The following is a 24,135-nucleotide window of genomic DNA, read 5'->3' on the forward strand; positions in this document are numbered from 1 at the left end:
CCGGCCCGGCACAGCGGGCGCGGCTCGACCGGGCTTAGAGGGGCGGCGGCATGCGGCGCGGTGGACCTTCGGTGCTGGGAATCGTACTTGCGGGTGGAGAGGGCAAACGGCTCATGCCCCTCACCGCGGACCGCGCGAAACCCGCGGTCACCTTCGGCGGGACGTACCGCCTGGTGGACTTCGTGCTCTCCAATCTCGTCAACGCCGACATCCTGCGCATCTGCGTCCTGACGCAGTACAAGTCGCACTCCCTGGACCGCCATGTGACCACGACCTGGCGGATGTCGAGCCTGCTCGGCAACTACGTCACACCGGTCCCGGCCCAGCAGCGGCTCGGCCCGCGCTGGTACCTGGGCAGCGCGGACGCGATCCTGCAGTCCCTCAACCTCGTGCACGACGAACGGCCCGACTACATCGCGGTGTTCGGCGCCGACCACGTCTACCGCATGGACCCGCGGCAGATGCTGGCCCAGCACATCGAGGGCGGTGCGGGTGTGACGGTGGCCGGGATACGGGTGCCGCGCGCCGAGTCCTCCTCCTTCGGGGTCATCAGCCCCGGCTCCGACGGACAGACCGTGCAGGGCTTCCTGGAGAAGCCCGCCGACCCGCCGGGCCTGCCCGACGACCCCGAGTGCGTCTTCGCCTCGATGGGCAACTACATCTTCACCACCAAGGCTCTGGTGGAGGCGCTCCAGCGGGACGCCGAGGACGCGCACTCGGTGCACGACATGGGCGGATCGATTCTTCCCATGCTCACCGACCGGGGCGAGGCGCAGCTCTACGACTTCAGCGACAACCACGTGCCCGGCGAGACCACCCGAGACCAGGGCTACTGGCGTGACGTGGGCACCCTCGACGCCTACTACGACGCCCATATGGACCTGATCGCCGAACGTCCCGCCTTCAACCTCTACAACCGCAGCTGGCCCATCTACACCAGTTCCGGGCAGCTCTCCCCGGCGAGATTCAACGCCGGGGGCATCGCCGGCGAGTCGATCGTCAGCGCGGGCAGTCTGATCCGGGGGCAGGTCACGCGGTCCGTGCTCTCGCCGGGTGTCGTGGTCGACCCGGGAGCCGTCGTCCAGGGCTCGATCCTGCACGACAACGTCCACATAGGGCGGGGCGCGGTGGTGCGGGGCGCGGTCCTCGACAAGAACGTCGAGGTGCCGCCGGGCGCGACGATCGGCGTCAACCCCGAGCGGGACGCGGATCTCTACACGGTCTCCAAGGGCGGGGTGATCGCTCTGGGGAAGGGCCGGATCGTGTCCTAGACGAGTCATTCCGAATGCTGACGGTGTGTCTGGGAACGCAGACAGGGCGTCCAAGATTCGTTGTGTGACGAACAACCTAGACGCCCTGCTGACCGCACTGTACGTGAAGATCGACGACGAGATCGGAGGTAGCCGATGGCTTGGCCGACCGCCGCAGCTGACGGATTCTGAGCTGGTCACCCTTGCCGTCGCCCAGGCGCTGCTGGGCTTCACCTCGGAGTCGCGCTGGCTGCGGTTCGTGGACTCCCGACTGGGAGCGATGTTCCCGTACGTGCCCAGGCAGCCGGGCTGGAACAAGCGGCTGCGGGCAGCGTTGCCACTGGTCAAGAGGGCAATACGACTGCTGGCCGTCGATACGGACTTCTGGTTCGACAACCACTGGATCATCGACTCCACACCGGTGGAGTGCGGCCGCTCGCGTCCGACGGTGAAGCGGTCGGACATGGCCGGCTGGGCCGGATACGGGTACTGCGCCTCGCACTCCCGGTTCTTCTGGGGCCTGCGCCTGTTCCTGGTATGCACCCCGACCGGGATGCCCATCCTGTGGGCACTGGCGAACCCGAAACTGGATGAGCGGGAGGTGCTGTCGGCGATGCTGGACCGCGAACCGCACCTGTCCACGGACCGGCCGAGCCTGCTGGTGATCGCAGACAAAGGCTTCGCCTCCAAGGAGTTCGAGGCCGATCTGGCCTTCCGGGGCGCGGAGTTGCTGCGTCCTTCTTTCAAGCGCGAGAAGAAGCGCAGGGGCGAGAGCCTCCTGAAGTCGGTGCGACAGCTGATCGAGTCGGTCAACGACACCCTCAAAGGCCAGCTCGACCTGGAACGGCACGGTGGACGGACCTTCGAAGGTGTCGCCGTCCGCGTCGCCCAACGCATCCTCGCGATGGCCGCCGCGATCTGGCACAACCACAAGACCGGCCAGCCCGTCATACGATCCTTGATCGCTTATGACCACTGACCACATCGGAATGACTCGTCTAGCGGCCGGCGGTGACGGACGACGGCCCCGGTGCGCCCGTGCGCCACGGGGTCGTTGTCATGTTCCTGGACAGAGAGTGGAACCCGTGCTGTCATGCCAACGGCTGCTGACAACGTTGTTCCACCTGAGCAAGAGCCGCGCCACCCGTCCCACACCCGTCCTTGACGAGGAGGATCCGTGCGTTTCGGACGACTCAGAGAACGACTCGCGTTATTGCTCGCCGTGACCCTCGGCGCCGCGGGACTCGCCTCCGTGCCCGCCGCGGCCGACGACCCCATCGCCGTCCACGGCCTGAAAGGCGAGTACTACACCCAGTCCGCCCCCGGCGCCTTCGACTTCCACGAACTCAAGGCCACCGGCTTCGACCCGCGACTCGACTTCGACGACCTGGAACCCCGGCTGCGTTTCACCACGGGTCAGGACAACGATGTCAGCGTCCGCTGGACCGGCAGACTCGTACCGGAGAAGAGCGGACCCACCACCTTCTCGATCATCGGCGACAACGGTTTCCGCCTCTGGATCGACGGCAGGCCCGTCATCGACCACTGGGTGGACGACTGGGACCGCGAACAGACCTCCGAGCCAATCGAGCTGACGGCGGGTCACGTCTATGACGTCAGACTCGAGTACTTCGAGCACTATGGCGGTTCCAACCTCCATCTGCGCTGGACCGAACCGGGAGGCGACAAGGTGGCGATCCCACAGTCGGCGTTCCTGCTGCCCGACGGCTACGACTACGACGGCGCCCTCGCGACCACCGTGCAGCCGGACGGCCGCACCCTCAAGCTCGACTTCGCGCGGGTGCTGTCCGCGCCTCCGGCAGGCGTCGTCGACCACCTCCAGGCCGTGATCGGCGGAGCCAAGTGGCCCCTGGGGGCTGCCGAGTTGGATCCCTCCGACCCCAGGTCCCTGCTCGTCACGCTCAAGGAACCCGTCGTCGGCGACAAGGCCGGCACCGCACGCGGCACCGCCGACCTGCGCTACGACGGCACCGGCGGCCTCGCCGCAGCGGGCGACGGCAAGGCGATCGGCGCCTTCTGGAGCAGCGGCCCCAACCGCTCCACGTACGAGCTGCGCACCAAGTGGGCCGACGAGGTCGGGCCGGACAACGCCCTGCCGGAGTACCCCCGCCCCCAGCTCACGCGTGACGCCTGGCGGAACCTCAACGGGCGCTGGCAGTTCGCCGCCGCCACCGCGGGGGAGCGGCCCCCGGTCGGGACGACGCTCGGCGAGCACATCCTCGTCCCGTACCCGGTGGAGTCCCAGCTGTCCGGCGTCGAACGCCACGAGGACCGCATGTGGTACCGCCGCACCTTCACCGTCCCGGCCGACTGGCGCATCGGCTCGGGCCAACGGCTCCTGCTCAACTTCGGTGGCGTCGACTGGCAGTCCGAGGTGTACGTCAACGGGGTCAAGGTCGCCGAACACCGGGGCGGCTACGACAAGTTCGGCGCCGACGTCACCGACGCGCTGAAGCCCGGCCGCACCCAGGAACTGATCGTCGGCGTGTACGACCCGACCGACGCCGCGTCCGGCGAGAACCCGCCGCTCGGCAAGCAGCGCCTCGACCCCAGCGGGATCTGGTACACCCCGACCTCCGGCATCTGGCAGACGGTGTGGATGGAGCCGGTCGCCCCGGACCACGTCGACGCGCTCAAGCTCACCCCGGACGTCGACGGCGGCCGGCTCACCGTGGAACCGAAGGGCGTGCGCGACGGGCTGCCGGTCACGGCGACGGCGTACGAGGGAGGGCGGAAGGTCGCCACCGTCACCGGGCGCACCGGGCAGCCGCTGACCCTGGAGATCGCCCACCCGCGTCTGTGGTCACCGGACGACCCCTTCCTCTACGACCTCAGGGTGAGCGTCGGTCATGACCGCGTCGGCAGCTACTTCGGGATGCGCTCGATCTCCGTCGAGCAGGTCGACGGCACCCCGCGCACCGTTCTCAACGGCAAGCCCGTCTTCATGATGGCCACGCTCGACCAGGGGTTCTGGCCCGACGGTCTGTACACCGCGCCGACGGACGAGGCCCTCGCCTACGACCTGCGCATGCACAAGGAGATGGGCTTCAACGCGGTACGCAAGCACATCAAGGTGGAGCCCGACCGCTGGTTCTACTGGGCGGACCGCCTCGGCTTGCTGGTCTGGCAGGACATGCCCGCCATGACCGCCGGGGTGAACCCGAGCGCCGCGGCCCGCGCCGAGTACGAGCGCGAGATGAGACTGATGATCGACCAGCACATCAGCAGTCCCTCGGTCGTGATGTGGGTGACCTTCAACGAGGGCTGGGGCCAGTACGACGAGGGCCGCATCGCCGATCAGGCCAAGGCCTGGGATCCGACCCGGCTCGTCAACGGCATGTCGGGGCTGAACCTGGGGACCGACGGCGCCGCCGGCGACATCATGGACGAACACGGCTATCCGAGCCCCGCGCTGCCGCCGACCCCCGACGGCAGACGCGCGCTCGTCAGCGGCGAGTACGGGGGCCTGGGGCTCGCCGTACCCGGGCACGCCTGGTCGGTCCAGCAGTCGTACGTGGACGTGGACCCGTCGACGTACACCGACGACTACCTCGCCCGCCTCGCCGAGGTGCGGGCGCTCGCGTGCCGCGGGAGCAACGGCGCCGTCTACACCCAGATCTCGGACGTGGAGGGCGAGCTGAACGGGCTCCTCACCTACGACCGCAAGGTCGTGAAGCCGGATGTGGGGAGGTTGAGGGCGGCGCACGAGGCGCTGATCGCCGACGCGTCCCGGGCGACCCCCGCGGGCTGCCCGGGAACCTGACACCGCCCTCCCTACGCCAGGGCGTCGACAGGTCCTTCGCGCGGCCGCGCGTCGGCGCGCGTGCCGCGCCCGGGACGCCTATCCTGATCCGACCTCACGTGCCCCTTGTGTCCCGCCCCTTTCGCGGGGGGCGGGACTTAATCTGCTGTTAACTGAGCGTAGCTTGATCGTACTTGACCGTAATCGCCTGTCGGGGTTTGACTGCTTGCTCACCCTGTCGTCGACGCGAGAGCAAGCCTTTGACTCCTGATCTCCTCGCACCACTCGACCTGGCGTTCTGGAACATCGAGTCCGCCCAGCACCCGATGCACCTCGGCGCCCTCGGTGTCTTCTCCGCGCACTCGCCGGCCGCGGGCGCGCACGCGGCCGAACTGCTCGCGGTCCGCGCGGCCGGGGTACCCGGGCTGCGCATGCGGATCCGCGACGTCTGGCAGCCCCTCGCCTTCCCGCCCAGCTTCGGGAGCGCGGCCCGGGAACCGGCGTCCGACTTCGAACCCCTCGACCACGTCCGGCTGCACGCGCCGACCGCGAACTTCCCCGCTGCCGCGGGCCGTCTCATGGAACGCCCGCTGCAGCGCGGCCGGCCCCCGTGGGAGGCGCACGTCCTGCCCGGTGAGGACGGCACCTCGTTCGCCGTGTTCTTCAAGTTCCACCACGCGCTGGCCGACGGCCTGCGGGCGCTGATGCTCGCCGCCGCCCTCATGGACCCACTGGACCTGCCCGAACCCCGCCCGCGCCCCGCGGAGCCGCCCCGGGGACTCTTCCCGGACGTCCGCAAGCTGCCCGACCTGGTCCGCGGCACCCTCTCCGACCTGGGTCGCGCCCTCGACATCGGCGGCTCGGTCGCCCGCGCCACCCTCGGCGCCCGCTCCTCGCCCGCCCTCACCTCGCAGCCCACCGGCACCCGCCGGGTCGCGGGAGTGGCCCTCGACCTCGACGATGTCCACCGTGTCCGCAAGAGCGTCGGCGGCACCGTCAACGACGTCCTGATCGCCGTCGTCGCGGGCGCCCTGCGTAACTGGCTCGACGAACGCGGCGACGGCAGCGAGGGAGTCGCGCCCCGTGCCCTGATCCCCGTCTCCAGGCGCCGCCCGCGCACCGCGCACCCTCAGGGCAACCGGCTCTCCGGTTACCTGATACGGCTTCCCGTCGACGACCCGGACCCGCTCGGCCGGCTCCGCTCGGTGCGTACGGCCATGGACGCCAACAAGGACGCGGGGCCCAACCGGGGGGCGGGCGCCGTCGCACTGCTCGCCGACCATGTGCCGCCGCTCGGCCACCGCCTCGGCGGCCCCGTCGTCGGCCAGGCGGCCCGGCTGCTCTTCGACATCCTGGTCACCAGCGTGCCGCTGCCCAGCCTCGGCCTGAAGCTCGGCGGCTGCCCGCTCACCGAGGTCTATCCGCTCGCCCCGCTGGCCCGCGGCCAGGCGCTGGCGGTGGCCGTGTCGACGTACCGCGGACGGGTCCACTACGGGCTCGTCGCCGACGCACAGGCCGTGCCGGACCTGAACCGGCTGGCCCGCGCACTGTCCGAGGAGGTGGAGACGCTGATCATCGCCTGCGGCGCCTGAGAACGGCCCGCGGGGGACCGTTGATCATCTCGGGTTTGGCGCCTTGCCCCCTTGCTCCGTAAAATTCCGCCTTCGTAAGCGAGCGCGGTTCGAGCGCGGCGCGAGACCCGAGGAACGGCACACGCGATGACGGTGACAGAGGACGGCCAGGCGGCTCTCGCCGTGGACACGGCCGAGGACGACCGGGCGGCTTTTGCCGTGGACGGGGAGGCGGTCTCCTACGGACCGGGCATCGACCCGGAGCGGCTGGCCGTCTGCCTCGGCGTGCTCGACGAGCTCGACAAGATCGATGTCGACCACCCGGACGCCATCGCCGTGCGCCGCGCCACCGCGGGCGTCTACCGCACGGTCAAGCAGCGCCGCCGCCAGGACCGCCGGGCCGCCAAGACCGCCCACGACAAGGCGGTCACCGAGGCCACCGCGACCGGCTCCGCCCAGCGCATCGACGACGAGACCGAGGGCATCCTGCCCTCGTCCGTCACCGACGCCGGCGAGATCGCGGGGATACTCCAGCGCCCGCGCTCCTGCTACATCTGCAAGAAGCGGTACGTCGAGGTCGACTACTTCTACCACCAGCTCTGCCAGGACTGCGCCGCCGAGAACCGCGCCCGCCGCGACGCCCGCGCCGACCTCACCGGCAAGCGCGCGCTGCTCACCGGCGGCCGCGCCAAGATCGGCATGTACATCGCGCTCAGGCTGCTGCGTGACGGCGCGCACACCACCATCACCACGCGGTTCCCGAACGACGCGATCCGGCGCTTCAAGGCCATGCCCGACAGCGACGAGTGGATCGGCCGACTGAAGATCGTCGGCATCGACCTGCGCGACCCGGCGCAGGTCGTGGCCCTGGCCGACTCGGTCGCCGCCGAGGGCCCGCTCGACATCCTGATCAACAACGCGGCCCAGACCGTCCGCCGTTCCCCGGGGGCCTACAGCGAGCTGCTCGCCGCCGAGTCGGGCCCGCTGCCCGCCGGTGAGCTGCCGCCCGCCGAGGTGATCGGCACCTTCGGTTCCGGCGCGGTGGCCGCGCTCCCGGTAGCCGGGGGCGGCGCGCTGACCGCGCAGGACGTCACCGACCTCGCCCTGGTGTCCGGCTCGGCCTCCCTGGAGCGGATCGCGGCCGGTACGGCCATCGACGCGGGCGGGCTCGTGCCCGACCTGCACGACACCAACAGCTGGATCCAGTCGGTCGAGGAGGTCACGCCGGTCGAGCTCCTGGAGGTCCAGCTCTGCAACTCGACGGCCCCCTTCATCCTGATCAGCCGGCTGCGCGCGGCGATGGCCGCTTCCGGGGCCGAGCGCACGTACATCGTGAACGTCTCCGCCATGGAGGGCGTCTTCAACCGCGGCTACAAGGGCGCGGGCCACCCGCACACCAACATGGCCAAGGCCGCCCTGAACATGCTCACGCGCACCAGCGCCCAGGAGATGTTCGAGAAGGACCGCATCCTGATGACCGCCGTCGACACCGGCTGGATCACCGACGAGCGCCCGCACCCCGACAAGATGCGCCTCGCCGACGCCGGCTTCCACGCCCCGCTGGACCTGATCGACGGCGCGGCCCGGGTGTACGACCCGATCGTGCGCGGCGAGCAGGGCGAGGAGCTGTACGGCGTCTTCATGAAGGACTACGCGCCCGGCAAGTGGTGACCGCGCTCGCCCTCATTCACGGGTGAAGGTGTCCAGGCCGTCGTGGTCCCAGGCTTCGGGCGCGCGGGTTCGTAGGCGTTCGTGGACGGTGTCGGCGGGGGAGCGTGCGGCCCGCACCCGGGTTCCCCCGTCCACCAGCAGATCGGCGCCCGTGATCCACTCGGCCGCGTCCGAGGCCAGCCAGACCACCGCCCGCGCGATGTCCTCGGGCCGGCCGATCCGGCCCAGCGGGAGCCCGGCGCCGAGCTCGTCCTCGGCGTCCTGCCAGACGAACCGGGCCATCTCGGTGCGGACGAGCCCCGGGGAGACGGAGTTCACCCGCACTCTCGGGGCGAGTTCGCCCGCGAGCTGCTGGGTGAGGTGCAGGAGGGCCGCCTTGCTCGTGCCGTACGCCCCCACGTTCGGCCCCACATGCCCGGCGCCCTCCGTGCACACGTTCACGACCGCGCCGCCGTGCTCGCCCATCCAGGCCCGCCAGGCACACTGCACCAGCCGCAGCGGTGCCTCGACGTTGACCGTGAACGCCTCGCGCCAACGGTCCGGATCGGCGTCCATGAGCGGGCCGTACGGCTGATTGGTCGCCGCGTTGTTCACCACGATGTCGATGCGCCCGAACTCCCGCAGCGCCAGCTCGGTCAGCTCCCGCGGATGCGCCGGATCGGCCACCGAGCCCGCGAGCCCGACGCCGCCGAGCCGGTCGGCGACACGGGCCACCGCGTCCGGGTCCCGGGCCGTCACACACACCCGCGCCCCCGCCTGGGCGAGCCCCTCGGCGACGGCCAGCCCGATCCCGCGCGAAGCCCCGGTGACGATGGCGGTCCTGCCCTCAAGGCCGTACGGCGTCGTCATCCGTGTACCGTCTCATGACGGACCGTCAGTCAACAGCCCCCAGCCGCGAGTGCTGTGCCGCCACCAGCTCCAGCACCGTGCGCCAGTCCTCCAGGACCCCGGCGTCGATGCCGACGACCCTGCCCGCCTCGTGCGCGTGGCGCAGGCTCAGCAGGTCGTCGGTCTCCGCGTCGTGGGCGTATCCGCCGGAGTGGTGGCGGACGAGCCCGGAGACCCGCTCGCCGAGCAGCGGCCGGACCAGGTCCGCCGCCAGGTCCGTGTGCCCGGTCGGGTCGGCGGGCCGCAGCAGCTGCCCCAACGCGTGAACCAGGCCCGCCACCTGGAGTTCCTTGTCCGCGGGGCGACTTCGGCGCAGGAGCGCGGCGGTCTGTAGGGCGTGGTCGTGCAGATCGACTCGGCCGCCACAGCGGCCCGGGGTGTCCCGGGCGCCCCGGCAGGCGTGCAGCAGATCCATCAGCTCCTCGACGCCGCGCAGCTCCATGCGTCAGTCCTCCCGAGTCCTCCCGCGGGAAAAGCCGTTTCCGGGCCCCAGCAGATCATGGCCGCCTTGCGAACCGGCCAACGGGACCTGAACTGCGCGCCGTGTTCAATGATGCCCGTGGCCCTCGGCCCCCGAAGCCCCGTGCCCGTGTGCGTGCTCGTGGCCCTCCGGCGCCGGTGCGCCATGGTGGTGGGCCTCCGGCTCCGGCGCCCCGCCCATCATCCGCAGCATCTCCCGGCCGCCCGTGCGCAGGAACCGCCACACCAGGGCCGCCGCCAGCAGCAGGAAGGCGATGTTGAGCCAGGTCGTGTAGTTCCAGGAGACACCCTCCATGGGGATCTTCGCGTCGCCCTGGTCGGGGATGAGCCCGAGGCCGCCGAAGAGGAACTCCACGACGTATCCGGCGAGCACCATGGCCGCGTAGAAGGTGGCCAGGAGGAAGCCGGTCATCCGGAGCCCGTAGTACTTCCGGTAGATGTTCAGGATCGGCAGGATCAGCAGGTCGGCGAAGATGAAGGCGACCACACCGCCGAAGCTGATCCCGCCCTTCCACAGGACGACGGCCAGCGGCACGTTCCCGATGGAGCAGACGAACGAGGCGATCGCCACGAGCGGGCCGACCAGGGGACCGATCAGCTTCGCGGCGAGCGGGTGGCCGTCGAGGAAGAGGGACTGCCAGAACGCGTCGGGCACCCAGGCCGCGATCGCGCCGGCGATCAGCAGGCCGATCACCAGGTCGCGCAGGATCGCAGCCCACTCCATGACGAACACGTGTGCGACCGAGGTGTAGCCGTCGCGCGAGAACAACCGCCGTGCGAACGAGCCCTCCGTCCGGATCGACATGTCCATCGCGGCATGCCCTTCCATCGACCCGGCGAGCCCGCGCTCCGCCTGTTCCCGGGCCCCGCGCAGCAGCCGCTCGCGCAGGAAGATCCGGAAGAGCACGGCCAGCACCACGATCATGATCGGGCCGCCGACGAATTCGGCGACCGTGAACTGCCAGCCCATCAACAGGGCCAGAATCACGCCGAGTTCGACGACCAGATTGGTGGAGGCGATCTCGAACGCCATCGCCGCGGTGAAGTTCGCGCCCTTGCGGAACAGTGAGCGGGCGAGCGCGACGGCCGCGTACGAACACGACGAGGACGCCGCGCCGAGCCCGGCGGCCAGTGCGAGGGTCCGCGGCCGGTCGTCGCCGAGCAGCCGCACGATCGTCGCACGGCGCACCACGGCCTGCACGACGGCGGAGAGGCCGAACCCCAGAATCAGCGCCCAGGTGATCTCCCAGGTCATCGACCCGGTGATGGACAGTGCGTGCAAGATCGCGTGCATCGGCCCCACTCTTTCCCGTCCGGCTTCTCCGACTCATGAGTATACCCCCTAGGGGTATCGAATTCCGTAGGGCGACCGACGGATCGCGCCGGTTCAAGGTTGCGTAAAGACTTCGGAGGGCCGCCCCGAGGGGAAGCCCGAGCTCCGGGGTGCCGTCCATCACCCCTGCCTGGGTGGCGGGTTGACCCTTCCCGCCCCGGTCACGGAGGGTCTGGCGTTACGCCGAACGGGTGGCGCGCGGGAGGGGATACATCATCAAATAGGCGCAGATCGGCGGCCGATGGATGCTGATCGACTCACGACGGTTACCTCTTGTTTTCAGCCCCATCGAGCGGGCGCCCGCTCATTTGGTTACCCTGTAGCGGACGGACAGCCCGCAGGGTTTCCACCCACACCCAAGGTCCGTCCCGGGACAGCCGGTCACCACGGACTGCTCTCACACGAGTTACCGGCGCCACCGCGTCCTTAACTGCCTTCGACTCAGACCCGAGCGGATGTCCGGCGACCGGAAGCAGACTGGCCCTGTACATCCCGAGGGTGACCCGACACATAAGGAGTGCGCGGTGACACCGGAGAAGACGAATCGCGATCAGCGCCCCAAGGAAGGCACGGAGCGCGGAGGCGGCCGGCCCGAGAAGAAGCTCGGCAGCCTCGACGTGTGGGCCAGGTCCGCCCCGATCCGCCTGGCGGGGTACGAGGACGACCTCGCCGAGCCCCACATCCTGCCCAGCGTGGACTGACCGCTCCCGGCGGGACTTCATCGCGATCGCTGACGGCATGGGCGTGCCAGACTCGCGTCCATGCTGATCAGAGAAGCCGCGGCCGACGACTGGCCGCGGATCTGGCCTTTCTGGCACCGGATCGTCGCCGCCGGTGAGACCTACACCTGGGACCCGGGCACCTCACAGGAGGCGGCCCGGGCCCTGTGGATGGCACCGGGCAAGCGCGTGTACGTCGCCGAGGACGCCACCGGAGCGGTCGTCGGCTCGGCCTATGTCACCCCCAACTACGGCGGGCCCGCCTCTCGCGTGGCCAACGCCGGATTCATGGTCGACCCCGACCACGCCGGGCGCGGTATCGGCCGCGCCCTCGCCGAGCACATCCTCGCCGCGGCGAAGGCCGACGGCTACCGGGGCATGGTCTTCAACGCCGTCGTGGAGACCAATCCCGCCGTCACGCTGTGGACCGCGCTCGGCTTCACGATCCTCGGCACCGTGCCGGACGCCTACGAGCACCCCCGGCACGGGCGGGTGGGGCTGCACATCATGTACAAGGCGCTGTGAAGCCCCCGCGCTCCCTGGGTGTGCCGTCGCTCCTCAGTTCAGCGGTGCCGTCCGCCGCCACGGCCGCAGCTCCTCCAACTGCCCCGCCAGCTCGAGGAGTTCAAGCTCGGATCCGGGCCGCCCGACCAGCTGTACAGCCGCCGGGGCCCCGCTCGGCAGCGTCCCGAACGGCACCGCCATCGCGGGCCATCCGGTGAGGTTCCAGGGCGGCGTCAGCGGCGAGTACGACGTGTTGACCAGCACATTGCGCAGCCAGCCCCGCTGGTGCCACGGCGCGGCGGCCGGCCCCCGCCGGGCCAGCGCCGGGGTGAGCAGTACGTCGTGTTCCGCGAAGAACGGCTCCAGACGTCCGCGCAGCTGCTCGCGGCGCTCGCCCGTGCGCACCCCGGCCACGAAGCGGCGCCCCACGGCGGCGTGCACCCGGGTCCGCCGGGCGAGCCGGCGCGGGTCGAGGTCCTCGGCGTCCACCGCGGTGCCCGCCGTCCAGTGCGTCAGCGCGGCGGTGCCCAGCCAGTAGGGGTACGGCGGGTCGGCGGGCCGCACTTGGTGGCCCGCCCCCGCCAGCGACTCCGCCGCCTCCCGGGCCGCGTTCGCGTACGGGCGGCCGACGCCCACGCCGAGCAGTGGACTGCGCACGGAGACGGCCACCTTGCGGACGAGGTTGCCCGAGGGGCGTATCGCCTCGGTGTCCGCGAGGACCCCGAACATCAGGCGGGCGTCCTCGACCGTGGTCGCGAGCGGCCCGTTCTCCGACATGCCGAACCAGTCGCCGTGACCGATGCCCGCCGGGATCGTGTCATGGCCCGGCTTGAGCCCGACGATGCCGCAGTTGGCGGCCGGGATGCGCAGTGAGCCCATTCCGTCGTTGCCCAGCGCGATCGGCACCATCCCGGCGGCGACCGCGGCCGCGCTGCCGCCCGAGGAGCCGCCCGCCGTGCGCGAGGTGTCCCAGGGGTTGCGGGCCGTGCCGTGCACACCCTCGGAGGTGCCGAAGACACAGAGTTCGGGCACGTTGGTCAGCCCCACGACCACAGCGCCCGCCGCGCGCAGCCGCGCCACCGTCACATGGTCGTGGTCGGCGGGGGTGTCCCCGGTCGCGGCGGAGCCGTTGCGGTTCGACTCGCCGCACACCGCGAGGTTGTCCTTGACGGCCACGGGCACTCCCGCGAGGGGGAGTTCGGCCAGGTCCGCGCGGCCGGCCAGCTCGTCGGCCTCCGCGAGCGCCGCCTCGGACCGTACGACACGGAAGGCACCCACGCGCGCGTCGAGCCGGTCGATGCGGGCGAGGTGGTCGGCCACCACCTCGCGGGGCGTGGCCCGCTTCTCGCGTACGGCTGCGGCGATCTCGGTGGCGGTCCGGCCGGCCCAGCTGGTCACGGGTGCTCCTCGGGGGCAGGGGATTACTGGTGAGTACGAGGAGCACTGTGCCCGGCGGTGGGGTGCCGCGTCGAGGGTCGCCGCCCTTGGACATTCGGACCGCTCTTGTTGGACTTTTGCGCTCGGGCTTGTCCGGTATCTCCACAGAGTCGCAGATCATCCGATCACTTGCTCAAATCTTCTGCCTACCCGCCCCATTGACAGGATCTGGTGACGCCTCAATCATCAAACATCCGATGAATTGGAGCCGCTATGAGCACGTATCCAAGACGTCAGGTTCTGGGCGCCGCGGCCGGAGTGGCCGTCGCGGCCACTCTTCCCCTCGCGGCCACGGCCGAAGCCCGACCGGCGGTCGGGCAGCACGGCCAGTGGGTTCCCGTCCCTGACCCGATCCCGGTGCCGCTCGACGCGTACGTCGACAACGACGGCATCGACACCGCGGCCGCCCCCGGCGGCAACTTCGACGGCTCGGGGTACACGTTCCCCGGCGAGGAGCTCCCGGCGGGCCCCGTCGAGGTGGACGGCATCGCGTTCGTCTTCCCTTCGTCCGCCGCGGGGGCCCGGAACAACCTGGTCGCCCTCGGCCAGCGCATCGACCTCCCGAGCGGACGCTATCTCTCGGCCCACTTCCTCACCGCGGGCAGCTACGGCGACGCCTCCGGCCGGGCCACCGTGCACTACGCCGACGGCTCGACGACCACCGCCGGGCTCGGCGGCGCGGACTGGTACGCGACGGGCGGGTCGCTGTCGGCCCCGTACCGCTACCGGCCGGACGGCACGAAGGACGAGCACGGCGTGGGGATCGGCACGGCGGAGGTCTGGATCGACCCCCAGCGCGAGGCGGTCGCCCTCACCCTGCCGACCACCAACCCCGCCGAAGCCGGCAAGGCCTCCCTCCACCTCTTCGCCCTCTCCCTCCAACCGGCCGCCCAGGGGCGGGCGTTGGCCCTGCGTGACGCGCACTCGACCTTCTCCCTGTTGGAGTCGAGCGGCGCACAGAGCGTGGAGGCCACCGTCGTCAACGCGGGCACGGTCGCCGTCCTCGCCGGCGACCGTGTGTCGGTCGGCGTCGACGTGCCGGGCGCCCGCACCGTCGAGCCCGCGCACCTCACCCGCCTCGACCCCGGCGAGCAGGCGCGCGTCCGGGTCGGCATCCGCAACCGCGTGGGCACGGCACCCGGCACCGCGCGGCCCGGAACGGTGACCGTCACCGGACGCGGGCAGCAAGTCACCTCCACGAGCCGTGAGTTGACCCTCGGTGTGCCGGACTACCAGCCCACCGAGAGCTCTCTCGCCGGCCACCAGGCCCCGTACTGGTTCCACCGCGCCAAGTTCGGCATCTTCATCCACTGGGGCGTCTACTCGGTGCCCGCCTGGTCACCGGTCGGCAAGCAGTACGCCGAGTGGTACTGGAACCATCTGCAGAGCCCGGACAACGCGGTGTACGCCTACCACCGGGACACCTACGGCGAGAACTTCGCCTACGACGACTTCATCCCGATGTTCACGGCGGAGAAGTTCGACCCCCGGGCCTGGGTGGAACTCTTCCGTGACGCCGGAGCCCAGTACCACGTCCTCACCTCCAAGCACCACGAGGGCTTCGCCCTGTGGGACACCAAGGTCTCCGACCGCAACGCCGTGAAGATGGGACCGAAGCGCGATCTGATCCGCGAACTCTTCGACGCCTCGAAGAAGTTCACGCCCGAACTGCACCGCGGCCTGTACTTCTCCATGCCCGAGTGGTTCAACCCCGACAACCCGTGGATGGGCCACGCCCCGCGCAACCCGTACACCCTGGAACCGCTCCCGTACACCGGATACACATCGGGCAAGGACTATGTGAAGGACTATCAGGCCCCACAGATGCTGGAACTGATCCACGGCTACGACCCGTCCCTCATCTGGTGCGACATCGGCGGCGCGAACGACAGCCTCCATGTGCTCGCCGAGTACTTCAACCACGGCAAGAACAGACCCAAGCCGTACGAGGTGACCGTCAACAACCGTTCGGGCATCGGCTTCCACGACTTCACCACCCCCGAGTACACGACGTACGAGAACACGGTCGTCGCGAAGTGGGAGTCCAGCCGGGGTCTCGATCCCTTCAGCTACGGCTACAACAAGGCGACGCCCGACGCCGCCTACATGACCGCCGAGGAGGTCGTCCAGAGCCTCGTCGACATCGTGTCGAAGAACGGCAACTTCCTGCTGGACATCGGCCCCCGCGCGGACGGCACCATCCCGGAGATCATGCAGACCCGGCTGCGCGAGACCGGCCGCTGGCTGAGGACCAACGGCGAGGCGATCTACGACACCACGTACTGGTCGCGGATGGCGCAGCTCGGCGAGGACCTGCGGTTCACGGTCCGGCAGAACGAGGCGTTCTACATCCACTCGCTGACCGCGCCCGGCGCCAGACTCACGGTCGAGGCGCCGGTGCCGATCCGTGGCGGGGACAAGGTGACGATGCTCGGTCACGACCGGCCGCTGACCTGGACGGTGAGCGGCGGCTCACTGGTCATCGACGTGCCGGAGGCGGCCCGCAGGGCGGGGCAGTACGTGTGGGTGTTCAAGGTGGAGTGGCATGGCTGACCAACGCGCCGCACGATCCGTTCGCAGCGGGTGGGCGCGGAGGGTCGTCGGCTGCGCGGTGGTGCTGCTGCTGACGCTCGCGACGCCGGTCCCGGCGTCGGCGCGGGCGGCGGCGGTGCCTCCCGTCACGGTCCCCGCCCTCTCCGACTGGACAGCTGAACAAGGCAGTTACTCCTTCGGTCCGGGCTCCCGTATCGTCGCGAGGGACGCGGCGGCCCGCCGGGTCGCGGACACCCTCGCCGACGATCTGCGCGCGGCGGGCCACGGCACCGTTCCCGTCGTACGGGAGGGTGCGCACACGGGTGACATCGTGATCGGCGTCGACCCGTCCTCGTCGGGGCTCGGCGCGGAGGGATACGAACTGCGGGCGGGTGAACGCCTGTCGGTGAACGCGGCCGCCGAGACGGGTGCCTTCTACGGCACCCGCACCGTCCTCCAACTCCTCGCCCAGAGCGACCGCGTGCCCGCCGGGAGCACGGTCGACGTGCCCCAGTACAAGGAACGCGGCGTCGGCGTCTGCGCCTGCTACGTCCACATCTCGACGGCCTGGCTGGAGAACCTCGTACGCGACATGGCGTACCACAAGCTCAACCAGCTGCTGCTCGAACTGAAGGTGAAGAGCGACGCCCATCCCGAGGCCGACACCTGGGGCTACTACACCAAGGACGAGATGCGCCGGCTCGTGGCCCTCGGCGAGAAGTACCACGTCGAGATCGTCCCGGAGATCAACTCGCCCGGTCATATGGACCCCTGGATCCAGAACCGCCCGGACCTCCAGCTCACCGATGCCGACGGCACCAAGCAGCCCGCCCGGCTCGACATCACACAGGACGCGGCCTTCACGTACTACACGAGTCTGATCGACGAGTACGCGCAGGTGTTCAAGGCCGGGTCCTGGCACATGGGCGCCGACGAGTACATGCTCGGCTCCGACTTCGCCAAGTATCCGCAGATCCTCGCCTACGCACGGGCCAGATACGGGGCGAACGCCACCCCGCAGGACGCGTTCATCGACTTCGTCAACCGCGTCCAGGCCTACGCGGCGGCCAAGGGCAAGCAACTGCGCATCTGGAACGACGGTCTCACCGGCGCCAACACCGTGCCGGTCGCGGCCGGTACGACGGTCGAGCACTGGCTGAACGTGACGACCAAGCCCAGCCGGCTCATCGCACAGGGCTATCCGCTGATGAACGCCGCCTACTCCCTCTACCTCGTCCGCGGCGGCTTCCACACCGACACGAAGGCGCTGTACGACCAGAGCTGGGATCCGCGCAGCTTCGAGGGCGAGAAGCTCGCCTCACGCGAGGGCGTCACCGGGGCGAAGATCAGCCTCTGGCCGGACAACGGGCGCGGGGAGACCGAGAACGAGGTCGCGGCGGCCATGGTCCCGGCCCTGCGGCACATCGCCCAGGTCACCTGGGGATCGGCACACCCCGACCCGACGTACGCCGAGTTCACCGCGCGCGGTACGGCGGTGGGGCACGCGCCCGGATGGCGGGACCTGGCCCGCGTGCCGGTGCCCGAGGGGTCGTACACCTTCCGGGCCGGGGCCGCGACCGCCGATCTCGAGGTCCGGCGGACCGCGGACGGCTATGTGACCCTGCGGTCCACGACGAGCGGCGGCTGTCTGGAGGTGAGCGGCGGAAAGCTCACGCTGAACGTGCCCCTGGATCCCGGTGTCGAGGTGACCGCATCGCCGTGCGCCGCCGCGGACACCTTGCAGCGCTGGGAGCTGGAGCCGGTGCACGGCGGCGGATACCGGCTCGTGAACGCGATCACGCGGATGGCGGTGCACGTGACCGACGACGGGCGCCTCCTCCAGTACCCGCCGGACCAAGAGCGGTCGGCCGTCTGGAAGTTGACCGTCCACTGATGTGAGGAGCCCCCACCCCATGGCCATCTCCAGACGCCTCTTCGTCCTGGCATCCACCGCCCTCGTCGCCTCCAGCGGTACGTCCGTAGCCCTCGCCGCCCCCGGTGAACCCCTCTCCCGCATCCCCGTCAGCCCCTCCGACACCGAGGACGACCTGGTCCGCAAGGCCTCCCAGGTCCGGCCCTCCGCCCGGCAGATCGCCTGGCAGAACCTGGGACGCACCGCCTTCCTGCATTTCGGCGTGAACACCTTCACGGGCCTGGAATGGGGCACCGGGGACGAGGCCCCGGATGTCTTCCAGCCCGTCGGGCTCGACACCGACCAATGGGCCCGGGCCCTGCGCGACGGCGGTTTCGAGCTCGCCATCCTCACCGTCAAGCACCACGACGGGTTCGTCCTCTACCCGTCGCGCTACACCGACCACTCGGTGGCGTCGAGCAGTTGGCGCGGCGGGCGGGGCGACGTCCTGCGCTCCTTCGCCGACTCGATGCGCCGCCACGGGATCAAGGTCGGCGTCTATGTCTCACCGGCCGACGAGAACCAGTACCTGCACGGCGTGTACGCCAACGGCAGCGCGCGCACGCGGCGCACCGTCCCGACGCTCGTCGACGGCGACGACCGTACGGACCCGAGGACGTTCACGCTGGACGCCACCGACTACGGCGCCCATATGCTCAACCAGCTCTACGAAGTGCTCACCGAGTACGGACCCGTCGACGAGGTGTGGTTCGACGGAGCCCAGGGCCGTATTCCGCCGGACAAGGTGGAGAAGTACGACTGGGACAGCTGGTACGCGCTCGTGCGGGCCCTCGCGCCCGACGCCTCGATCGCCGTGTCCGGGCCTGATGTGCGCTGGGTCGGCAACGAGGGCGGGCTCGCCCGTGAGGACGAGTGGAGCGTCGTACCGGTCACGGAGAAGGACTACGGCCGCACGGACTACGCGCTGGCCTACGACGCGGCCGACGAGGGCAGCCGGGACGCGCTGGTGGCGGCCCGCCCGGTGGCCGACTACCTGCAGTGGTGGCCGGCCGAGTGCGATGTGTCCATCCGTGACGGCTGGTTCTACCATGCCGACCAACAGCCCAAGTCCGTGTCTGAGTTGACCGACATCTACTTCCGCTCGGTCGGCCGCAACTCGGTCCTGCTGCTCAACATCCCACCCGACACACAGGGCCTGCTGCCGGCCGCCGATGTGGTGCGGCTGCGCGAGTTCCGCGAACGCGTGGACCGGGAGCTGCCGGAGGACCTGGGGCGCGGGGCCGTGGTCCGCTCGGCGCCGGGCGTCTTCACCGTCGACCTCGGCACGGAGCGCGAAGTGGACCGGATCAGACTCGCGGAGGACATCCGGCACGGCCAGCAGGTCGAGAGCTTCGTGGTCGAGGCGTACGGAGCGGGCGCCTGGAGCCGGGTGGCCGGGGCGGGCACGATCGGAGCGAGCCGGATCCTGCTGCTCCCGGCGCCCGTACGGGCCCGGCACTGGCGTCTGCGGGTGACGCGATCACGGCAGACCGCGCGGATCGCCCAGTTCGCGCTCCATCGATCGCGGATCTGACGCCTGCGGGGGTGGACGCCCCGTACGGCGTCCACCCCTCACCGTCTTCAGCTTCGCGCCCACCCCTCACCCTCTCAAGCCCCGCAGGGCCCCGTGCTCTCCCGTTCGATCAACCGGGGCACCGGCACCTGGACCGTCCGCGCGGGACCGCCGTCCAGGAGTGCGGTGAGTTCCTGGGCGGCCGTGCGGCCGAACTGCACGGTGTCGCGGGAGAGGGCGGACAGCCATGGCTTGACCATGCGGCACAGCGGCGAGTCCTCCCAGGCGACGACCGAGACGTCGCCCGGTACCTGGAAGCCGAGTTCCGTGGCGGCGGCGACGCCGGCGACGGCCATCACGTCGTTGTCGTAGACCAGCGCGGTCGGCGGGGTGCCGCTCTCCAGGACGCGGCGGGTGACGGCGGCGCCCTCCGCGTCCGAGTAGTCCGTGGGGACCGAGCGCACCTCGGTCAGACCCCGTCGCTCGGCCTCCGCCCGCAGGGTGCGGATCCGGCGCTCGGTGTGGGCGAGCCCCGGCAGGCCTGCGATGTGCACGATCCGGCGGTGGCCGAGCGCGTACAGCTCGTCCACCACCGCGGCCATCGCGCCCGCGTCGTCCGCCCAGACGGTCGAGATCCCCGGGTGCCCCGCGTCCGGCACGCCGCCGATCACCACGGCGGGCAGCCCCAGCTCCTCGAGCAGGTCAGGGCGCGGGTCGTCGGTCCGCGGGTCGACGACCATGACTCCGTCCACGCGGTGCTCGGCCCACCAGCGCCGGTAGACCGCGCACTCGTCGGCCACGTCCTCCACCACCTGGAAGAGCAGGCCGAGATGGCGCTCGGCCAGCACCTCCTGGATGCCGGAGATCAGCTGCAGGAAGAACGAGTCCACGCCCAGGGTGTCGGCGGGTCGGGCCACGACGAGACCGACCGTGGCGGCGCCCTCGCCGGACAGCTGGCGCGCCGCCGTGCTCGGCCGCCAGCCCAGCTGTTCGGCGACGCGGCGGACCCGGTCGCGGGTGATCTCGGAGACCCCGGGCCGGTCGTTGAGCGCGAAGGAGACCGCGCTCTCGGAGACCCCGGCGCGTTGCGCGATGTCCTTCATCGTCGGTCGGCGCGCGGGTGACCGCTTGGCTGGCAACCCTGTTCCCCGTTCTGCTGAGCTGGTGTACTAATGCGCTTGAGCTGAGGCAATCTAAAGCGCATTAGTGATCGATTGCAAGAGGCTGAGGGAACGGCTGTGACCAGCCATGTTGTGGCACTAATGAATTTAGCTGGGCCAAATCCATTGACTTGCCCGGCGAGTTGGCAGCAAGGTCTGCCCCGGCACCGTTACCCCTGCTGCAAGAGGAGCCCCATCCGTGCGCATCTCCCGCAGAGCTCTCGCCGTCGCTGCCACCGTCGCCGTTCTCCTGCCGCTGAGCGCCTGCGGCTCCGGGAGTGACGGCAGTGGCCGGGCGGACGCCTCCGGCAAGGTCGAGGGCGACATCACCTTCCAGACCTGGAACCTGAGGGCCAACTTCAAGTCGTACTTCGAGGGCGTGATCGCCGACTTCGAGAAGAAGTACCCTGGCACCCATGTGAAGTGGATCGACCAGCCCGCCGAGGGCTACGCCGACAAGATCAGCGCGGACGCGGCCGGCGGCACCTTGCCCGATGTCGTCAACGTCTCGCCGGACCTCGTCGCACCGCTCGCCAAGGCGGGCCTCGCCCTCGACCTCGACAAGTCCGCCGCCCAGTACAAGAAGGAGTACCTGGACGGCGCCTGGGCCAGTCACCAGATACCGGGCATGACCGGCACGTACGCCTTCCCCTGGTACCTCAACACCGGCCCGCTCTTCTACAACAAGTCCCTCTTCAAGGAGGCCGGACTCGACGCCTCCAAGCCGCCGACGACGTACGACGAACTCTTCGCCGACGCCCTGCAACTGGCCAAGAAGAGCGACGGCAAGGTCGCCACGCTCGCCAACGTGCCCACCGTCGAGGACTTCGGCCGCTACGGCGTCGAGCTGATGAACAAAGAGGGCACCGCCTTCGCCTTCAACGACGCCAAGGGGGTCGAACTCCTCACCAAGTACAAGGAGTTGTACGACGCGAAGGCGCTCGACCCGCAGGCGCTGACCGCGACCCCGGAGTCCTCCGGCAAGAAGTTCCTCACCGAGGCCGTCGCCATGAACCCCGGCAGCGCCCTGGACCTCGGCAACTTCAAGAAGCAGGCACCGAACCTCTACAAGAACATCGGCATCACGGACCAGATCACCAGTACCGGCAAGGTGAACATGTACGTGATGGGCGTGATGGTCAACTCGCGCACCAAGCACACGCCCGCCTCGGTCGCCTTCGCGCACTTCGTCACCGACGCGCAGAACCAGATGTCCTTCGCCAAGAAGGTCGCGATCTTCCCGAGCACCGCGGGCTCGCTCGACGACCCGTACTTCACCAAGGAGGACGGCACCGACGAGACCCGCGTGCGGATCGCCGCCGCCAAGTCCCTGAAGAACGCGGTCAACTACACGCCGGTCCTCTTCAGCGAGCAGATGAAGACCGCGCTGCGCAACGAGGTCGCCAAGGCCCTGCAGGGCAAGGAGAGCCCCAAGACGGCACTTGACAACGCTGTCAAGGCCTGCGACACGCTGCTCAAGCAGCAGGGCTGAGCGCAGCCATGGCGAGTTCCTCCAGCACCGCCCGTGTACGGCGTCAACTGCCGACCAGTCCCTGGCTGTTCGCCGCTCCGGGCCTTCTGGTCGTGGGTGTGTTCATCCTCTACCCGTTCGTCTCGACCGTGATCAACGCCTTCACCGACCGCCGCACCCTGATCCCGGGCCGGTTCGTGGGCCTCGCCAACTTCCGCGAGCTGCTGCACGACGACATGTTCTGGATCGGGCTGCGCAACAGCACGCTGTACGTCCTCGGGGTCGTCCCCGCGCTCGTCCTGCTGCCGTTGTTGCTCGCGCTGCTGGTCCAGAAGAACATCCCCGGCATCACCTTCTTCCGGTCGGCCTTCTACACCCCGGTGGTCGCGTCCATCGTCGTGGTCGGTCTGATCTGGGTGTGGCTCCTGGACGAACGCGGCCTGGTGAACTCGCTGCTGGAGGCGATCGGCGTCGGCAGGGTCGGCTTCCTCAGCGACCAGTGGCTGCTCCTGCTGAGCGCCATGGCCGTCACGGTCTGGAAGGGCCTTGGCTACTACATGATCATCTATCTCGCGGCGCTCGCCAACGTGCCACGCGAGCTGCACGAGGCCGCCTCGGTCGACGGCGCGGGCGCGGTCCGGCGCTTCCTCACGGTCACCGTGCCCGCCGTCCGCTCCACCATGGTGCTGGTCGCCGCGCTCTCCTCGGTCGCCGCCTTCAAGGTGTTCTCCGAGGTGTACCTGATGGCGGGCCCGGACGGCGGCCCCGCCGGCGAGGACACCACCCTCGTCATGCTCGTCCAGCGCACCGGCACCGGACTGACCGGCCGGGTCGGCTACGCCTCCGCCATCTCGGTCGTCGTCTTCGTCGTCACCGTCGCGCTGATGCTGCTCGTGCTGCGCGCCGACCGGAAGGAGGAGACGTGAGCGCGCCGGAAGGAGCACGCGTGAGCGGGCGGGAAGGACGTCGCGTGAGCGTGCGGGAAGAAGGACGCGTGAGCGTGCCGGAGAAGGAGCGCGGCGTCGAGCGGCGTCCGCCGGCCGGGCGCGGGCCCCGGCGCCGCCGTGTCACCGACGAGCACGGCCGCCGAGTCCGCGGCTGGGAACTCGCCCTGCGCTACCTGCTGTTGCTCGCCGTTCTCGCCCTGACCGTCGGCCCGTTCCTGTGGCAGCTGTCCACCTCGCTCAAGGGCCCGACCGAGGACATCTTCAGCTCGCCGCCGAAGTTCCTGCCGGGCGACCCCACGCTGCACAACTACAAGCGGGTGGCCGACACCATCCCCGTCTGGGACTACGCCTTCAACTCCCTGAAGGTCGCGGGCGCAGGCGTCGTCACCAACTGCGTCGGCTCGGCCCTCGCGGGCTACGCCCTGGCCCGCCTGCGCTACCGCGGCCGCCGCGTGGCGACCCTCGTCTTCATCCTCGCGATGCTGGTCCCCGTCGAGGGCATCATCATCGCCCAGTTCACCACCATGCGTGAGCTCGGCCTGAACAACACGCTCATCGGGGTCGTCCTGCCCGGCTGCATCGGCGCGATGAACGTCCTGCTGATGCGCAACGCCTTCCTCAACCTGCCCTACGAGATCGAGGAGGCGGCCTTCGTGGACGGCGCGAACACCTGGCAGCGGTTCCTGCGGATCGCGCTGCCCTCGGTGAAGGGCACACTCGCCGTCGTCGCGATCTTCGCCTTCATGGGCGCCTGGGACGACTTCCTGTGGCCCCTCATCGTGCTCAGCGACCCCTCGAAGTTCACCCTCACCATCGGCCTCAACTATCTGCACGGCACCTTCGCCAACGACGAACGGCTCGTCGCCGCGGGCACGGTCATCGCCGTGGCACCGCTCATCGCCCTCTTCGCCTGCCTGCAGCGGTACTTCTTCCGCGGGGTGGGGGAGGGCGCCGTCAAGGGCTGACCTCCCGCTGTCCCGATTC

Annotated in this window: 18 protein-coding genes; 13 read left to right on the forward strand and 5 right to left on the reverse strand. The window is 70.1% G+C overall.

Annotated features, from left to right (window positions below):
* Positions 1-50 precede the first annotated feature (50 nt).
* From glgC to OG568_RS42075, 5 genes are all read left to right on the forward strand, one after another.
* Entirely contained in the window at positions 51-1,271 is a 1,221-nt protein-coding gene (glgC, locus tag OG568_RS42055; RefSeq protein WP_266580408.1) for a glucose-1-phosphate adenylyltransferase, read from the forward strand.
* Between the two features lie 64 nt (positions 1,272-1,335).
* Positions 1,336-2,229, forward strand: coding sequence for an IS982 family transposase (locus OG568_RS42060; RefSeq protein WP_329530528.1), 894 nt, complete (start codon positions 1,336-1,338; stop codon positions 2,227-2,229).
* Positions 2,230-2,427: 198 nt separating this feature from the next.
* Positions 2,428-5,034 carry a PA14 domain-containing protein gene (locus tag OG568_RS42065; protein ID WP_329535313.1) on the forward strand — a complete coding sequence of 869 codons (2,607 nt, stop codon included), beginning with the start codon at positions 2,428-2,430 and terminating at the stop codon, positions 5,032-5,034.
* 239 nt (positions 5,035-5,273) lie between these two features.
* A complete protein-coding gene (locus OG568_RS42070) occupies positions 5,274-6,605 on the forward strand; it encodes a wax ester/triacylglycerol synthase family O-acyltransferase (RefSeq protein ID WP_329535314.1) in 1,332 nt (443 codons plus the stop codon).
* Between the two features lie 126 nt (positions 6,606-6,731).
* Positions 6,732-8,255 carry an SDR family NAD(P)-dependent oxidoreductase gene (locus OG568_RS42075; protein WP_329535315.1) on the forward strand — a complete coding sequence of 508 codons (1,524 nt, stop codon included), beginning with the start codon at positions 6,732-6,734 and terminating at the stop codon, positions 8,253-8,255.
* A 12-nt stretch (positions 8,256-8,267) separates the two neighbouring features.
* Here the strand turns inward: OG568_RS42075 and OG568_RS42080 are convergent, their stop codons facing one another.
* The 3 genes from OG568_RS42080 to OG568_RS42090 all read right to left on the reverse strand — a co-directional run bounded on the left by OG568_RS42080 (position 8,268) and on the right by OG568_RS42090 (position 10,917).
* Positions 8,268-9,104 carry an SDR family oxidoreductase gene (locus OG568_RS42080; RefSeq protein WP_329535316.1) on the reverse strand — a complete coding sequence of 279 codons (837 nt, stop codon included), beginning with the start codon at positions 9,102-9,104 and terminating at the stop codon, positions 8,268-8,270.
* Positions 9,105-9,129: 25 nt separating this feature from the next.
* On the reverse strand, positions 9,130-9,585 hold the full coding sequence (locus tag OG568_RS42085; protein WP_329535317.1) for a hypothetical protein: 456 nt from the start codon (positions 9,583-9,585) through the stop codon (positions 9,130-9,132).
* A gap of 105 nt (positions 9,586-9,690) precedes the next feature.
* On the reverse strand, positions 9,691-10,917 hold the full coding sequence (locus OG568_RS42090; protein WP_329535318.1) for a permease: 1,227 nt from the start codon (positions 10,915-10,917) through the stop codon (positions 9,691-9,693).
* A 563-nt stretch (positions 10,918-11,480) separates the two neighbouring features.
* Between OG568_RS42090 and OG568_RS42095 the strand changes: the two genes are divergently transcribed.
* A complete protein-coding gene (locus OG568_RS42095; protein WP_266417431.1) occupies positions 11,481-11,657 on the forward strand; it encodes a hypothetical protein in 177 nt (58 codons plus the stop codon).
* A gap of 60 nt (positions 11,658-11,717) precedes the next feature.
* Positions 11,718-12,200, forward strand: coding sequence for a GNAT family N-acetyltransferase (locus OG568_RS42100; protein ID WP_266417433.1), 483 nt, complete (start codon positions 11,718-11,720; stop codon positions 12,198-12,200).
* Positions 12,201-12,233: 33 nt separating this feature from the next.
* On the opposite strand, the gene OG568_RS42105 is transcribed toward OG568_RS42100, so the two are convergent.
* Entirely contained in the window at positions 12,234-13,577 is a 1,344-nt protein-coding gene (locus tag OG568_RS42105) for an amidase (protein WP_329535319.1), read from the reverse strand.
* A 252-nt stretch (positions 13,578-13,829) separates the two neighbouring features.
* Between OG568_RS42105 and OG568_RS42110 the strand changes: the two genes are divergently transcribed.
* Genes OG568_RS42110 through OG568_RS42120 form a run of 3 tightly spaced genes read left to right on the forward strand, consistent with a single transcriptional unit; the run spans position 13,830 to position 19,594 of the window.
* On the forward strand, positions 13,830-16,169 hold the full coding sequence (locus OG568_RS42110) for an alpha-L-fucosidase (RefSeq protein ID WP_329535320.1): 2,340 nt from the start codon (positions 13,830-13,832) through the stop codon (positions 16,167-16,169).
* Entirely contained in the window at positions 16,162-18,042 is a 1,881-nt protein-coding gene (locus tag OG568_RS42115) for a family 20 glycosylhydrolase (protein ID WP_329535321.1), read from the forward strand. The genes OG568_RS42110 and OG568_RS42115 overlap by 8 nt, the downstream gene beginning before the upstream one ends.
* Positions 18,043-18,061: 19 nt before the next feature.
* Entirely contained in the window at positions 18,062-19,594 is a 1,533-nt protein-coding gene (locus OG568_RS42120; RefSeq protein WP_329535322.1) for an alpha-L-fucosidase, read from the forward strand.
* 74 nt (positions 19,595-19,668) lie between these two features.
* Here OG568_RS42120 and OG568_RS42125 read toward each other — a convergent pair whose 3' ends face one another.
* A complete protein-coding gene (locus OG568_RS42125) occupies positions 19,669-20,712 on the reverse strand; it encodes a LacI family DNA-binding transcriptional regulator (RefSeq protein ID WP_329535323.1) in 1,044 nt (347 codons plus the stop codon).
* A gap of 220 nt (positions 20,713-20,932) precedes the next feature.
* Here OG568_RS42125 and OG568_RS42130 point away from each other — a divergent pair, with 220 nt between their 5' ends.
* From OG568_RS42130 to OG568_RS42140, 3 genes are all read left to right on the forward strand, one after another.
* Entirely contained in the window at positions 20,933-22,225 is a 1,293-nt protein-coding gene (locus OG568_RS42130) for an ABC transporter substrate-binding protein (protein ID WP_329535324.1), read from the forward strand.
* Between the two features lie 8 nt (positions 22,226-22,233).
* Positions 22,234-23,130 (forward strand): carbohydrate ABC transporter permease, encoded by an 897-nt coding sequence (locus OG568_RS42135; RefSeq protein WP_329535325.1) that lies wholly within the window; start codon positions 22,234-22,236, stop codon positions 23,128-23,130.
* Between the two features lie 68 nt (positions 23,131-23,198).
* Positions 23,199-24,116 carry a carbohydrate ABC transporter permease gene (locus tag OG568_RS42140; protein ID WP_443077818.1) on the forward strand — a complete coding sequence of 306 codons (918 nt, stop codon included), beginning with the start codon at positions 23,199-23,201 and terminating at the stop codon, positions 24,114-24,116.
* Positions 24,117-24,135: the final 19 nt, after the last annotated feature.

The organism is Streptomyces sp. NBC_01450 (assembly GCF_036227505.1).
Classification (GTDB): Bacteria; Actinomycetota; Actinomycetes; order Streptomycetales; family Streptomycetaceae; genus Streptomyces.